This is a genomic window from Mycobacterium sp. smrl_JER01 (assembly GCF_048513595.2).
Classification (GTDB): Bacteria; Actinomycetota; Actinomycetes; order Mycobacteriales; family Mycobacteriaceae; genus Mycobacterium.
The window spans coordinates 949827-964222 of the sequence record NZ_JBLXXK020000001.1 but is presented as its reverse complement, the minus strand read 5'-3'; the positions used below and the strand labels follow the sequence as shown (position 1 = coordinate 964222).

Genomic DNA, 14396 nt, shown 5'->3' with positions numbered 1-14396 from the left:
AGGCACCCTGGACGTCGCGTACCGTGCCCGATCCGCAGGCAGGATGGCGGAGGCGGACGGGAATCGAACCCGCCAGCGACAGCAACTGCCGCTCAGCGATTTTGAAGATCGCGCCGGTCACCAGACCGGATACGCCTCCCTGACCCATCTGCCCATCATGGCAGGGCACCATGAAGGCATGGCTTCTGTACCGGCTTCCGCACCGCCTCCCGCACCGACGCCCCCGGCCGGGGTGCGCCTGACCCAGTTCGCCCACGGCGGCGGATGCGCCTGCAAGATCCCGCCCGGCGAGCTGGAAGACGTGGTCCGCGGACTCACCGCAGCCAATCCGGTCGACCCGGTGGGTGAGCTGCTCGTCGGTCTGGACGACGGCGACGACGCCGCCGCGGTGCGCGTCGAGGGCGGCCTGGCGCTGATCGCGACGACGGACTTCTTCACCCCCGTGGTCGACGACGCCTACGACTGGGGTCGCATCGCGGCGGCCAACGCGCTCTCCGACGTGTACGCGATGGGCGGACGGCCGGTGGTCGCGGTGAACCTGCTCGGCTGGCCGCGCGACACGCTGCCCTTCGAGCTGGCCGCCGAGACGCTGCGCGGCGGGCTCGATGTGTGCAATGCAGCGGGCTGCCATCTGGCCGGCGGGCACAGCGTCGATGATCCCGAACCCAAGTACGGGCTTGCCGTCACCGGTATCGCCGATCCGAATCGACTGCTGCGCAACGACTCCGGCAAGGCCGGTGTTCCGCTGTCGTTGACCAAGCCGCTCGGGATCGGCGTGCTCAACAGCCGGCACAAGACCACCGGTGAACGGTTCGCCGCGGCGATCGACGCGATGACCACGCTCAACGCCGAGGCATCCCGGGCCGCGCTGCAGGCCGGCGTCCAATGTGCCACCGACGTCACGGGATTCGGCTTACTCGGCCACCTGCACAAACTGGCCCGGGCCAGCGGTGTCACGGCGGTGGTCGACTCGGCAGCGGTGCCCTACCTCGACGGTGCCCGCGAGGCACTGCGCGACGGTTATGTCAGCGGTGGTACCCGGCGCAATCTGGCCTGGGTCGCTCCGCACGTAGATTTGACGGCCGTCGACGAGGACGAGGCGCTGCTGCTGGCCGACGCCCAGACCTCCGGCGGGCTGTTGATCGCCGGCGAGATCCCCGGCGCGCCGGTCATCGGTGAGCTGACCGTGGCCGGGGAGCACACGATCGTGGTGCGCTGATGTCATCGGCATTCGGTCACCTTTCGGTGCGCCGGCCTGTCCCGCGCGTGTGGCATCGTTGACAGGGGAAGAGATGGGGGAGGCTGCCAGGTGACCGACGACCGTTCACACGACCAGCGTTCGCACGAGGCGCAGTTGCGTGACGGCGATGCCGACGATCGGGTGTTCGCCGCGGTGCGCGACGAACTCGGCCGGTGGGGTATCGACCGGTTCGATGCCGGGGCGATGGCCCACCGGCACGGGCTGGATCTCGCTGCGATCAAGCGGCGCTGGCCCGATTCCGACACGTTGATCCTCGAGGCGCTGGCACGGCGGTCCGGTGACGACCCGCCGTCGCCGCCGGACAGCGGGTCGTTGCGTACCGATCTGTTCCACCTGGCCGCCGGGATGGCGGCGATGGTGGCCTCGGAGGCGGGACGAAAACTGCACGGCGGCCACCTCATCGGCGATGTGCACGTCGCCAGCGTCGAGATCCGGCGATCGGCGTGGCGGTCGCGGGCCGCTGAGCTCGGTGTGGTGTTCGACCGGGCCCGCCGGCGCGGCGAGATGGGCGACGGCATCGACCACTTCATCGCGCTGGAGCTGCTGCTCGCACCGATCAACATGCGCGCCCTGTACACCGGCGAGCCGGTGGACGACGACTACTGCCGGACGATCGCCGACATGGTCTACCGCGCCGTGTCGCCGACCTGAGCGACGAGCCGCCGGAGCCGGTCGCCGGCATCGGTACTCGGCACCGGCAGGTAGGCGACGATCTGGACGTCCGGCACGTCGACGGGTGCAACCTGGTGGTGCTCAAGGCGCAGCTCTCCCGCGATCGGATGGTGGAACAGCCGTTCGCGGGAGGTGAACCGTTCGATCGCGGTGGCCTGCCAGGCTGCCGCGAAATGTGCACTGCTGTCGGTCAACCGTGACACCAGCGCCGTGTACGACGGCTCCCCGACCCGGGTTCCGGCGTCGGCCCGGAACTCGGCGAGGAAGCGTCGGCTGTCGGTGTCCCAGTCCGGCAACAACTTACGGATGTAGGGATCCATGAACACCAGCCAGAGCAGGTTGCGATCGCTCGGTGCCACCTGCTCGATGGGCGGATAGAGGGCGGTGTACCCGTCGTTCCAGGCGGCGATATCCCAGTCCGGCGTCAGCGCGAACGCCGGATAGTCGGCCATCGCGTCGAGAAACCTCTGGATGTGGGCCGGCAGCGGGCCGTCGAGGGCGGCCGGGTCGACCGTGTAGCCACCCAGTGCCAGCACGTACTCGTGTTCGGCCGGCGACATCCGCAGGGTGCGGGCGAGGGCATCGAGCACCTGCTTGGACGGATTGATGTCGCGGCCCTGCTCCAGCCAGGTGTACCAGGTGACGCTCACCCCGGCCTGCACGGCGATCTCTTCGCGGCGCAGCCCGCCGGTGCGGGACCGGGGCAGCTCGGGAAGGCCGAGTTCGGCGCGCACCAACGCGGTTCGACGCGCCCGCAGAAACTCTCCGAGCGCGAGCCGCTGCTGTGCACGTCTGTCCACGGCACCACAGTAGGCGAGGGTGGTGGTGGCGCTACCGGTATCGGCGCCGCCTTCCCGGGCACCCACTGTCGCGGCAGCGTGAACGGTATGGAGCTGCGATCACGAACGGTCACCCACGGGCGCAACATGGTGGGTGCGCGCGCATTGCTGCGCGCCGCGGGCGTCGACGGTGCCGATATCGGCAAACCCATAGTCGCGGTGGCCAACAGTTTCACCGAATTCGTGCCCGGTCACACGCATCTGCAACCGGTGGGACGCATCGTCTCGGACGCGATCACCGCCGCCGGTGGAGTGCCGCGCGAGTTCAACACCATCGCCGTCGACGACGGTATCGCGATGGGTCACGGCGGCATGTTGTACTCGTTGCCGAGCCGGGATCTGATCGCCGACTCGGTGGAGTACATGGTCAATGCGCACTGTGCGGATGCGCTGGTGTGTATCTCCAACTGCGACAAGATCACTCCCGGCATGTTGATGGCCGCGCTGCGGCTGGACATCCCGACCGTCTTCGTCTCCGGCGGCCCGATGGAGGGCGGCACCGCGGTCCTCGTCGACGGCACCGTGCGCACCCGGCTGAACCTGATCACCACGATCGCCGATGCCGCCGACAGCGGGGTCTCCGATGCCGATCTGAGCCGCATCGAGGCGGCGGCATGCCCGACCTGCGGATCCTGCTCGGGCATGTTCACCGCGAACTCGATGAACTGCCTGACCGAGGCGCTGGGCCTGGCGTTGCCGGGGAACGGCTCGCTGCTGGCCACCCACACCGCCCGCCGCGCGCTCTATGAGGACGCCGGCACCACGGTGATGGAACTGTGTCGCCGCTACTACGACGGCGACGACGTGAGCGTGCTGCCGCGCGCCATCGCCGGACGAGACGCGTTCGACAACGCGATGGCGATGGACATTGCCATGGGCGGCTCAACCAACACCGTCCTGCACCTGCTGGCCGCAGCGCGCGAGGCCGAACTGGACTACACGCTGGAGGACATCGAGAAGCGCAGCCGGGCGATCCCGTGCCTGTGCAAGGTGGCGCCCAATGGCCATTACCTGATGGAAGACGTTCACCGTGCCGGCGGGATCCCCGCGATTCTCGGTGAGTTGTGGCGAGCGGGGCATCTGCACGAGAGCGTGCACTCGGTGCACTCCGGGTCGCTGGCCGAGTGGCTGCGGCGCTGGGACATCCGCGGTGGATCCGCGTCCCCGCAGGCCGTCGAGCTGTTCCACGCAGCGCCCGGCTGCGTGCGATCGGCGACGGCGTTCTCGCAATCGCAGCGGTGGGAGACGCTGGACACCGACGCCGTCGAGGGGTGCATTCGCGGCCCGCACCATGCGTATTCACAGGACGGCGGCCTGGCGGTGCTGCGCGGAAATCTAGCGGTGGACGGTTGCATCGTCAAAACCGCCGGGGTGGACGAGTCGATCCTGACGTTCACCGGGCCGGCCGTCGTGGTGGAATCGCAGGAGGACGCGGTCGAGGCGATCCTGGGCGGCCGGGTGTGCGCCGGTGACGTCCTGGTGGTCCGCTATGAGGGCCCCAAGGGTGGACCGGGTATGCAGGAGATGCTGTACCCGACCTCTTTCCTGAAGGGCCGGGGGCTGGCGACGGTGTGTGCGTTGATCACCGATGGGAGATTCTCGGGCGGGTCGTCGGGGCTTTCCGTCGGCCACGTCTCCCCCGAAGCCGCCGCCGGGGGCGTCATCGCGCTGGTCGCAGACGGGGACCGGATCACCATCGACATCCCGCGTCGCACCATCGCCGTGCAGGTGCCCGACGACGAACTGGACCGTCGCCGCGCCGAGCTGGAGGCCTCGGGCGGGTACCGGCCGCGCCATCGGCAGCGCACGGTGTCGGCCGCGCTGAGGGCGTATGCCGCGCTGGCGCTGTCGGCGGACAAGGGAGCGGTGCGCGACGTGGCCACCTTGTGATCGGACCCGGTGTGATCGGACCCGGTGTGATCGGACCCGTTGTGCTCGGACCGCTGTGATCGGACCGGTGCGCTGCGGTGGCGTTCTGCCCGCCGCCGCGGTCCGCGCCGGCAGACTTGACACCTGTAAGGCCATGAACTGGCAGTTTGCTCGACCAGTCATTTGTATTGGGGCGTTCCAGCACATGTACCAGTCATTTGTATGGCAAGTCGACGGCGCCCTCGCTTTATGGACTGCACTGTGGGCGCAATGTGGACAATGGCTGATTCACCGGCAGCCGCCGGGCCGGTATTCGCCGAAGGTCTCGGCCCGCCGCCGGACCGACCGGCAAAATACCGGTCGCGAATGTTGGTCGAATGAAGCGCCATAGGGGAAACTTGCCTGGTGTCGGCCCCCGGTGAGTCCAGCAGTCTGCGCGAGCGAAAGAAAACGCAGACCCGTCTCGCGATACGTCGCGCGGCCTTCCGACTGTTCGAGGAACAAGGTTATGCGAATACGACCATCGACCAGATCGCCGAAGCGGCCGATGTTTCATCGCGCACTTTCTACCGCTATTTTCGGATTAAAGAAGCGCTGCTGATTTCTGACGACCACAGTTCGCCAATGGTTGCCGCGTTTGCCAACGCACCCAAGGAGCTGTCGGTCGCGGCCGCCTACCGGCATGCCGTGGAAGAGGTGTTCGGCGGGTTGTCCCGCGAGGAACGCGACGATGCGGTCGAGGGGCAGCGACTGCTCTATCAGGTGCCGGAGGCGCGAGGCCTGATCTATGGCGAGTACACCCGTTTGATCGACGCGCTCGCCGAAGCCTTGAACGAGCGCCTCGAACGGGAGACCGGAGAACTGGAACGCCGGGTGATCGCCGGTGCGGTCGTCGGCGTCCTCATCGCCATCTCACACAACAGGCCCTTGCCCCAGGAGGAGCTGACGAAGGCGCTGACCATCCTGGACGCACGCATGTCCTGACCACCCGGTGGATCGGGCTCACGGCGGGCCGCCGCCCGAGATGACGGATTCGGATTTCGGCTTCGGGAAGAAGTCGCGACAGGAGACACTATGCCGGTGTTGGCGCTCGAACCCGCGCCCGGGCTGCGGGAACGCAAGAAGGCCCGGACGCGCCTGGCGATCCGGCGCGCGGCGTCGCGGCTGTTCGCCGAGCAGGGCTATGCCGACACCACCGTCGAGCAGATCGCGCAGGCGGCCGACGTCTCGCCCCGCACCTTCTACCGCTACTTCGGCGCCAAGGAGGCGTTGCTGGTCTCCGACGAGAAGATGTCACCGACCGTGCAGGCGTTCATCGAGGCCCCCCGCGACCTGTCCGTCGTCGCCGCGTACCGGCATGCCGTCGCCTCGGTTCTCGGCGCGCTCTCGCAGGAGGAACGGGACGACCTGATCGACGGTGAGCGGCTGATGTACACGATCCCGGAGGCCCGCGGCCTGATGTACGCCGCGTACATCGAACTGCTCGAACTCGTCACCGAGGCGTTGGCGGTGCGTCTCGGCGACGACGTCGACGAGGCGGAGCGCCGGGTGATCTCCGGGGCGATCGTCGGGGTGCTGATGGCGGCATCGCACGACAACCCGTTTCCCGAGGAGGCCGTGCTGAGGTCGCTGGCGATTCTGGACCGACGACTGTCCTGACCGGCTACCCGCCCAACGCCTCCCCGGCCGGGCCCAGATCGAGGAACACCGTCTCGCCGTTGGCGTCGTCGAGGCCGTCGTTGTCGGTGACGACGTAGAGGTTGCCGTTGCCGGCCACCGCGAAGCCTTCGACCTTCTCCTGGGTGAACCCCCGATTTGCCTGCAGGTCGGGAAGTAAGTTGCGCGCCAATGTCTTCGGCAGCACCGGGGGCGCTTCGGCTCCGGTGGCCCCGGCGTCGGGGATGGCGACCCGGTAGACGGCCTTCACGCGGGCGTCGGGTCCGTTGAGTTTGTCGCGTTCCAGGATCAGCAGCGAGCCGTCATACACCTGAATCTCGGACAGCCCGATCCAGTCACCGTCGATGTCGGTGGACTCCAACTGGTAGCCGAACCACTGCCAGGTCTCGTCGGCGGGTAGGTAGCGACCCAGCCGGACCGTGCCTTCGGGATCGGTCTTCACCTCGCGCTGCAGTGCCACCCAGACCGCGTCGCCGTCGACCGCGACTCCTTCGAGACCCTGACCGCCCAGTCCGGACGCGATGTCCGAGGGCAGCGACACCGTGTTCTCGATCGCGCCATCGGCGCCGACGAACACCAGCTGATTATCGGGGCCTTCCTCACCTTCGACGGCCAGAACGAAGCCGCCGTCAGGCTTGGCAGCGACACCCTCCACGTCCAGGGTCACCGCGTCACCGTTGTCGGTGACCGGCAGCGCGGTGTCGATCAGCGCCGGGGTCTTGGTGAGGTCGATACCGAGGATGCGTGCGGGGCCGTAAGCGTTGTCGGTGGCGGTGTAGAGCCGGTTCTCGTCCTGCGGGTCGGCCGACAGCGCCCCCAGTGCACCCCACCCGATCGGAACACCGTCGACGTCGCCGGACACGATGGACGGGAACGGCGGTGTGGCGCCGGCGAATTCGGAGCCAAACCCGTAGACGCCGACCGAGGCGCGGACGCGGGCCTCGGCATCATCGGCCTCTGAGGAGATGACGAGCAGGTCCCGCGACGGGACCGGCAGGATCCCCTCGGGGCCGGGGGTGGTCGGAAGGATCTGACGGAACTCGGGCGCGGTGACGTCGCTGACGTCGTAGACCGCGACGAAGTTGCTGCGCTCGGAGGCCACAAGCGCTGTCGGCGTGCCCCCGATGTCGGTGATCGCCAGCCCTTCGGGCTCGGGCCCCTTGGACTCCGACCGGCTTTCGATGTGCATACCGGTGCGCACCGCGAGCTGCTCGACGGTGTTGCCGGCATCCCACACCACCTCACCGGTCGCGGCGTCGAAGATGGTCCAGCCGCGGGTGCCGCCTTTCCAGTCACCTTCGTTGGCGGTGGCGACATGGTCGTCGCCGATCCAGCCGATCGCGTCGGGCTCGCGCGGGGTGTCGGTGATCGACCCGGTCTGGTCGATGGCGCCGTCCTCGGCGGTGTCGATACCGGCGACGGAGGCGGTGCCGGCGCTGAAGATCTTCTGCACCTGTCCGGTGCGACCGTCGACCACGGCGATGCCGTTGTTCTCCTGCAGCGTGACCGCGACCTGGCCCCGGGAATTGATGCTGACGTATTCGGGCTCCAGGTCTTCCGGGGTGTCCAGACCTGCGGCGCGGGCAGCCTCGACGTCGAAGTCGACTCGGCGCGGCGTCCAGCCGGTGGGTGCTCCGGCGAGATCGATCAGCTGCAGGAACCCGGTCGGCGGTTGCGGCAGGTCACCTTCCTCGGCTCCGGGCGGGGTGAACTCCTCGTCGCGCTGGTTCTCCATCGCGATGGCGGCGAAGGAACCGTCTCCGGCGATCGCGATGGAATCCGGCTGGCCACCGAGGTCGATGCTGTGCACGCGGGTGCGATCGGCGACCCGCACCACATCGACCCGCCCGGACGGTCTGGTGAATTCACCGCCGGTGGTGTCCACGACCACGAGGACGACGTCGCCGAACGCCGCCACCGAGGTGGGCTGGTCGTCGGAATCGCCGAGTTCGACCAGTGAAAGCGTGCCCAGTCCAACGGGTTCGGCCGGGTTGCGGATGTCCAGGAAGCCGATGCGCTTGGCGGCGGCGTCGGTGTAGATGACGGTGTTGCCGTCGGGGGTGACCGTCGAGATCTCCGCGACGGTCTCGGCGGCAGGATCCTCGCCGGCGGGTTGGTTCAGATACACCGGGTAGGTGGCGGTGCGGTGGTAGCGCTGCGCGTCCGGCAGGTTGAAGTCCAGGGCCGGGGTGGCCCACGGGGTGTCGGGGCGGGACGGCTCCGGCGCCTCGTCCTGGGATCCGCTCGAGCAGGCCGCGAGCAGCAGTACCGGGATCGTCGCGGTCGCCGCCGCGCGGATCAGGCGCGTCATCCGTCACCCTCTTCAGTTGTGCCGATGGGACGGTTGAGCTTGTCGCGGGCAGATGAGGGCATCAAGATCAGAAGATGAACGCCCGGTGACGGGTTGGTGGCCGGCACTCAGCGGCACAAGGCATCGAGACTGCACCTATGGCGACAAAAGGCGTCGAGACTGCGCCTACGGCGACAAAGTCCGAGAAGACCTGGCCCTCAACGCAGACTCAACCCAGACCGTAGCCCTAAGCACCCAGCCCTAAGCACCCAGCCCCGGACGTCCCGCAGATGACGAGCCCCACCACCGCCGGGGGTCAGCTGGCGACGGCCTGCTCTTCGACCTTCTCGACCTCGACGAGGTTATCGCCGTAGACCCCAGCATTGCCCAGCGAGCAGTGCCGGTCGGCGGTGATCGCGTTGACCGTGGTGCCCGACGTCTTGCCCTGCCAGTGCCCGACATTGGCCATCACCAGGCCGGGCATCAGACCGGCCTCATAGGCGGCCGGCCCCTGGAATGAGCCGCGGTCGTTGAAGACCCGCACCAGGTCGCCTTCGGCGATGTCACGCTCGGCGGCGTCGACGGGGTGGATGAACACCCGCTGCCCGCCCTGCACCTGCTGCTTGTCCGCGGCGTTGCCGTACTGGCTGTTGAGGAAGGCATGCGGCTTCGGCGAGATGATGGACAGCGGATACCGTTGCGCCAGTTCAGGATTGGACTGCGGCGATTCAAAAGGCGGCACATAGTCGGGCACCGGGTCGACGTAGCCTCCGGGTTGCATCGCGTCGTACATCGAACGCCAGACCGGGACGACGAAGTTTCCGCCCTCGGCGAGACTGGATTTGAACTCGCACTTGCCCGACGGGGTCGGGAAGTTCCCCTCCGCGTGCGGGGCCCGGGTGTCGGGTGTGCCGACGGCCAGGCGCATCCAGCCGACCTCTTCGAGCTTCTCGTAGGTGATGCCGGCCAGCGCGGGGGCGTCCCAGTCGTGGAAGTCGATGAGCATCTGCCGGTCGGTGCGGTTCCAGTACGCCATGGACGCCTCGTCGAACTCCATGGTCTTGGCCAGCCGCCGGAACAGCTCCACGTTGGGCACGCACTCCCCCGGCGGCTCGATCGCGGGCTGGTTCAGCGAGATGTAGAGGTGTCCCCACGTCACCATGATGTCGAGCTGCTCGGCCTGCATGGTGGCCGGCAGTAGCAGGTCGGCGAATTTCGCTGTGTCGGTGACGAAGTGCTCACTGACGACGGTGAACAGGTCGTCGCGCAACAGCCCCCGCATCGTCTTCTCCTGCGCGGGCCCCTGCGACACCGGGTTCGAGTTGTAGACGAACAGCGATTTGATGGGCGGATCGAGTTCCATCTCCCCGGTCAGCGCCATCCCGAGGTCGAGTTCGTTGACCACCCGGGTGCCCTCGGGGATCCACGCGGGCATGCAGATCGCGTCGAACTTGGTGGGGAACTCCCAGATCGGCATCTCCATGGTGCCGCCACCGACATGCCGCCACGCGCCCACCAGCGCGGGCAGGCAGGTGATGGCCCGGATCGCCTGGCCACCGCCGCGACTGCGTTCCAGCGCCACGCCCTGGCGGATCGCCGCGGGTGCCGTGGTCGCGTACTCGCGCGCCAGCGTCCGGACGTCCTCGGCGGGTATGCCGGTGATCTCCTCCACGCGTTCGGGCGGGTAGTTGGCGGCACGCGCGGCGAGTTCGTCGTATCCGACGGTGTATCGCTGGATGTAGTCGTCGTCGGTCAACCCCTGGGCGATGATCTCGTGGATCATGCCCATCGCCAGTGCGCCGTCGGTGCCGGGCCGGATCGGGATATGCCAGTCCGCTTGCCGGGCAGTGCGATTGCGCATCGGGTCGATGACGACGATCTTGGCGCCGTTGTTCTTTCGCGCTTCCAGCAGGAACGGCCAGCCGTGCAGATTCGTGCTGGTCATGTTCATGCCCCAGACGATGATGTACTTCGAGTGCGCCATCGACTCGACGTCCAGGCCGCCGGACCCGCCGACGGTCATGTGCCACGCGGTCGAGGACCCGGACTCGCAGTAGGTCTTCTCCGCGACGGTCGAGCCCAGCCGGTTGAAGAAGGCGTCGCCGGAGGTCAGCCCGTTGAGCACACCCTGGTGGCCGAGGTAGGCGTGCGGCATGATCGCCTGGCTGCCGTACTCGTCGATGATCGAGGTCCACCGGGCTTTGATCTCGGCGAGCGCCTCCTCCCAGGTGATGCGCTCGAACTCGCCGGCGCCCTTGGGGCCCACCCGACGCATCGGGTAGAGCAGCCGGTCGGACTGGTAGTGGTGTTCGTGAAAGTTCTTGACCTTCACGCACAGTCCGCCGCGGGTCATCGGATGTTCCGGATCTCCCTTGACGTCAACAAGTTTGCCGTCTTCGACGTGGTAGAGCATCGCGCAGGTGTCGGGGCAGTCGTGGGGGCAGGCACCCCGCACGATCGTCAGTTCTTTCATCGCGGGTCCTTGTGAGTCGGCTGTGCGTACCAGTCAAGGACATGGGTGTGCCAACGCGATGTCACCCACATTAAAGGGATGTGACCTCGCTGGGCGCCGGCCCACACAGCATCGGCAATTCCGTTCAGACACCGAGCCGGCCCGACAGTCTGGTCAGCCGGTCCAGGCTTGCGCCGTCGAGCCCGATCAGCGTCACCGTCTTTCCGCGTGCCTGGTACTTCTGCCGGATCGCGTCGAGGGTCGCCACCGACGACGCGTCCCAGACATCGGTGCCCGACAGGTCGATCACCACATCGTCGGGATCCTCGGCATAGCCGAACTGGTGGATCAGGTCGTTGCTGGACGCGAAGAACAGCTCACCGCGCACCCGGTAGGTCCGCCTACCCGGTGCGTCGTCGCATTCGACAGTGGTCAGATGCGCGACCCGGCGGGCAAAGCCGACCATCGCGGCCAGTACGCCCAGCGCCACCCCGATCGCCAGGTTGCCGGTGGCGACGGTGCCGATGACGGTCACCAACATCACCGCGGTTTCGCTGCGCGGCATCATCTTCAGGGTGCGTGGCGCGATGCTGTGCCAGTCGAGGGTGGCCACCGACACCACGATCATCACGGCCACCAGCGCCGCCATCGGGATCATCCCGACGACGGGTCCGAGAGCGACGACGAGCACCAGGATGAACACCCCGGACAGAAAGGTGGAGAGCCGGGTGCGCGCCCGGGCCACCTTGACGTTCATCATCGTCTGGCCGACCACCGCGCAGCCGCCCATGCCGCCGAACATCGCGGTGACGATGTTGGCGGTGCCCTGCCCCCACGCCTCCCGGGTCTTGTTCGACGGTGTCTCGGTGATGTCGTCGACGAGCTTGGCCGTCATCAGCGACTCCAGCAGTCCCACCGCTGCCGCACCGAGCGCGTAGGGGGCGATGATGCGTAACGTCTCCCAGGTCAGCGGCACGTGTGGAATGCCGGGCACCGGAAGCGAATCCGGCAGCGCGCCCTGGTCGCCGACGTCGGGCACCTGCCAGCCGAACAGCGCCACCAGCGCCGTCAACACCAGCACGACCACCAGCGGTGCGGGTACCGCCGTGGTCACCTTCGGCAGCAGCACCATCACCAGCAGGCCGACCGCGGTCAGCGGGTACACCAGCCACGGCACCCCAAGCAGGTGCGGCACCTGGGAGGCGAACACCAGGATGGCCAGCGCGTTGACGAAGCCGATCATCACGCTGCGCGGGATGAACCGCATCAGCTTCGCCACTCCGCCGACCGCCAGCAGCACCTGGATCACCCCGGCCAGCGCGATGGTGGCCACCAGGTAGCCCACCCCGTGCTCACGGGCCACCGGTGCCACCACCAAAGCCACCGCCGCGGTCGCCGCCGAGATCATGGCGGGTCGGCCGCCGGTGATGGCGATGGTGATCGCCATGGTCACCGACGAGAACAAGCCGACACGGGGATCGACCCCGGCGATCACCGAGAACGCAATCGCCTCGGGGATGAGCGCCAGCGCCACCACCAGCCCGGCGAGCACCTCGGTGCGCAGCAGCGTCGGTGACCGAAGTGCCTGCAGCACAGACGGTGTCACCGGGCTCTGGTCCCGGGCGACGGGCACGCTGACGCTCACAAGGTTCTCCTGGTGGTGACGGTTCAGGCGCTCTGCGCCGGGCTGTGGCCGAGGAAGTCGAGGATGCTGCGGCGCAGCTGCTGATAGTCCTCGTGGAACTGCGCCTCGGGTGAGCGCGGGTTGTCGATGGTGATGATGTCGGCGACGGTGGCCGGCCGGTGGCTGAGCAGCACCACGCGGTCGGCCAGCAGCAGCGCCTCGTCGACGTCGTGGGTGACGAACAGGATCGTCATCTGCTGGGCCTCCCACACCGACATCAGGAGCCGCTGCATATCCATCCGCGTCTGGGCGTCGAGCGCCCCGAACGGCTCGTCCATCAGCATCACCTGCGGCTCACAGGCCAGGGTGCGGGCGAGCTGCACCCGTTGACGCATACCCCCCGACAGCTGGCTGGGCAGGTGGTCGAGGTAGGCGCCCAGGCCCACCTGCTCCAGCCGTGCGGTGGCCGCGCGTTTGAGTTCCCGGCCGCGCACGCCGCGCAGCCGGATCGGATACTGCACGTTCTTGAGCGCACTGCGCCACGGGAACAGCGCATCCTCCTGGAAGACCATGGCGCACTGGGCGGCGTTGCCCGTGACGGCTGCGCCGTCGACCGTGGCGGTGCCACCCATCGGGGTGAGCAGCCCGGCCATGGCGCGCAGGATCGTCGACTTGCCGCAGCCGGACGGGCCGAGGAAGACGATGACCTCACCGGGGTCGACGGTCAGGGTGATGTCGGCGGCGAGGACACCGTTGAATCCCAGCTTCAGCTTGTCGAGGGTGACGGCTCCGGTGCTCATCGGCTCGCCCTCGGCAGCCAGTGGTTCACCCGGCGTCCGACGTACTCGACGAGCCACGCGGTGGCCAGCCCGAGCGCGCCGATCGAGAGCATGCCGACGACGACACCGGCGTAGTCCAGCAGCCCGTAGGACTGCCAGGTGTAGTAGCCGATGCCGAACTGGCCGGAGATCATCTCCGCGCTGACCACGCAGATCCATGCGACACCCATCGCCACCGAAAGCCCGGCGAAGATTCCGGGCAGCGCGCCCGGCAGGATCACCTGGAACAGCAGCGACACCCGGCCCGCGCCCATCGTCTGGGCGGCTTCCTCCCACACCTTGGGCAGCGAGTCCATCGCATGGATGGTGCTGACCACGACCGGGAAGAACGCGGCGAAGAAGGTGATGAACACGATGCCCTGCTCGCTGGACGGGAACAGCAGGATCGTCAGCGGCACCAGTGCGATCGCCGGGATCGGCCGGATGATCTCGATGAAGGGCCGCAACGTCATCCGCGCCACCTCGGAGCGGCCGACCAGGATGCCCAGCGCTATGCCGATGACGGCGGCCAGCCCGAAGCCGAGCAGGATCCGCTGCAGGCTGGCGAGCAGATCGTCGTAGTAGGAGCCGGAGCCGACGCGCGCGACGAACGCGTCGAGTACGGCGGCCGGGGTGGGCATCCGGTTGAACCGCAGCCACGCGACCACACCGTAGGTGGTCAGCAGATGCCACAGCACCAGGAAGCCGGCGATCGGGATCAACGGCAGCACGAACGCGGCGGTGCGGGTGCGCAGCCGGCCCGACAGCGCGTTGGCGAGGGTCTCGTGCAGGTGTGGCCGGGGTGGGGCGGCCGGTGCCCGGGTGGGCACCGTCCCCACGTCGTTCACGGTGAGCGTCATCTCGTGTCTCCTTCGTCCTTCGTCGGGGTTTGGG

The 14396-nt window shown here is 68.1% G+C and carries 11 protein-coding genes and 1 tRNA gene; 5 read left to right on the top strand and 7 right to left on the bottom strand.

Translation table 11 applies throughout. The features are described from left to right. Nucleotides 1–44: 44 nt before the first annotated feature. A tRNA-Sec gene (locus ACNUDN_RS04655) sits at nt 45–139 on the bottom strand. A 39-nt stretch (nt 140–178) separates the two neighbouring features. On the opposite strand from ACNUDN_RS04655, the gene selD reads away from it, so the two are divergent. Together selD and ACNUDN_RS04645 are read left to right on the top strand one after the other, a co-directional pair. Further along, nucleotides 179–1219, top strand: a complete 1041-nt coding sequence (gene selD / locus ACNUDN_RS04650) for a selenide, water dikinase SelD (RefSeq protein ID WP_419120861.1) — start codon at nt 179–181, stop codon at nt 1217–1219. A gap of 90 nt (nt 1220–1309) precedes the next feature. After that, nucleotides 1310–1912, top strand: a complete 603-nt coding sequence (locus ACNUDN_RS04645) for a TetR-like C-terminal domain-containing protein (protein WP_419120860.1) — start codon at nt 1310–1312, stop codon at nt 1910–1912. Here ACNUDN_RS04645 and ACNUDN_RS04640 read toward each other — a convergent pair. After that, a complete protein-coding gene (locus tag ACNUDN_RS04640) occupies nt 1888–2733 on the bottom strand; it encodes a helix-turn-helix transcriptional regulator (RefSeq protein WP_419120859.1) in 846 nt (281 codons plus the stop codon). The two genes, ACNUDN_RS04645 and ACNUDN_RS04640, sit on opposite strands and share 25 nt — an antisense overlap. An 87-nt stretch (nt 2734–2820) precedes the next feature. Between ACNUDN_RS04640 and ilvD the strand changes: the two genes are divergently transcribed. The 3 genes from ilvD to ACNUDN_RS04625 all read left to right on the top strand — a co-directional run bounded on the left by ilvD (nt 2821) and on the right by ACNUDN_RS04625 (nt 6300). Beyond that, the gene (gene ilvD, locus ACNUDN_RS04635) at nt 2821–4662 is read left to right on the top strand and encodes a dihydroxy-acid dehydratase (RefSeq protein WP_419120858.1); all 1842 of its coding nucleotides are present in this window, start codon (nt 2821–2823) and stop codon (nt 4660–4662) included. Nucleotides 4663–5046: 384 nt separating this feature from the next. Beyond that, nucleotides 5047–5625: a TetR family transcriptional regulator gene (locus tag ACNUDN_RS04630; protein WP_419120857.1), complete on the top strand. Its 579-nt coding sequence runs from the start codon at nt 5047–5049 to the stop codon at nt 5623–5625. A 90-nt stretch (nt 5626–5715) separates the two neighbouring features. Continuing rightward, on the top strand, nt 5716–6300 hold the full coding sequence (locus ACNUDN_RS04625) for a TetR/AcrR family transcriptional regulator (protein ID WP_419120856.1): 585 nt from the start codon (nt 5716–5718) through the stop codon (nt 6298–6300). A gap of 4 nt (nt 6301–6304) precedes the next feature. Here the strand turns inward: ACNUDN_RS04625 and ACNUDN_RS04620 are convergent, their stop codons facing one another. The 5 genes from ACNUDN_RS04620 to ACNUDN_RS04600 all read right to left on the bottom strand — a co-directional run bounded on the left by ACNUDN_RS04620 (nt 6305) and on the right by ACNUDN_RS04600 (nt 14362). Further along, nucleotides 6305–8629: an esterase-like activity of phytase family protein gene (locus ACNUDN_RS04620; protein WP_419120855.1), complete on the bottom strand. Its 2325-nt coding sequence runs from the start codon at nt 8627–8629 to the stop codon at nt 6305–6307. Nucleotides 8630–8924: 295 nt separating this feature from the next. After that, nucleotides 8925–11081: a molybdopterin-containing oxidoreductase family protein gene (locus tag ACNUDN_RS04615; protein ID WP_419120854.1), complete on the bottom strand. Its 2157-nt coding sequence runs from the start codon at nt 11079–11081 to the stop codon at nt 8925–8927. Between the two features lie 124 nt (nt 11082–11205). Further along, nucleotides 11206–12705: a SulP family inorganic anion transporter gene (locus ACNUDN_RS04610; protein WP_419120853.1), complete on the bottom strand. Its 1500-nt coding sequence runs from the start codon at nt 12703–12705 to the stop codon at nt 11206–11208. Between the two features lie 23 nt (nt 12706–12728). Then, a complete protein-coding gene (locus ACNUDN_RS04605) occupies nt 12729–13484 on the bottom strand; it encodes an ABC transporter ATP-binding protein (protein WP_419120852.1) in 756 nt (251 codons plus the stop codon). After that, on the bottom strand, nt 13481–14362 hold the full coding sequence (locus ACNUDN_RS04600; protein ID WP_419120851.1) for an ABC transporter permease: 882 nt from the start codon (nt 14360–14362) through the stop codon (nt 13481–13483). The genes ACNUDN_RS04605 and ACNUDN_RS04600 overlap by 4 nt, the downstream gene beginning before the upstream one ends. Nucleotides 14363–14396: the final 34 nt, after the last annotated feature.

What these genes read in the sequence shown, in the direction of transcription:
- selD (WP_419120861.1), top strand. Translation starts at nt 179, where the DNA reads ATGGCTTCTGTACCGGCTTCCGCACCGCCTCCCGCACCGACGCCCCCG.
- ilvD (WP_419120858.1), top strand. Translation starts at nt 2,821, where the DNA reads ATGGAGCTGCGATCACGAACGGTCACCCACGGGCGCAACATGGTGGGT.
- ACNUDN_RS04625 (WP_419120856.1), top strand. Translation starts at nt 5,716, where the DNA reads ATGCCGGTGTTGGCGCTCGAACCCGCGCCCGGGCTGCGGGAACGCAAG.
- ACNUDN_RS04620 (WP_419120855.1), bottom strand. Translation starts at nt 8,629, where the DNA reads ATGACGCGCCTGATCCGCGCGGCGGCGACCGCGACGATCCCGGTACTG.
- ACNUDN_RS04615 (WP_419120854.1), bottom strand. Translation starts at nt 11,081, where the DNA reads ATGAAAGAACTGACGATCGTGCGGGGTGCCTGCCCCCACGACTGCCCC.
- ACNUDN_RS04605 (WP_419120852.1), bottom strand. Translation starts at nt 13,484, where the DNA reads ATGAGCACCGGAGCCGTCACCCTCGACAAGCTGAAGCTGGGATTCAAC.
- ACNUDN_RS04600 (WP_419120851.1), bottom strand. Translation starts at nt 14,362, where the DNA reads ATGACGCTCACCGTGAACGACGTGGGGACGGTGCCCACCCGGGCACCG.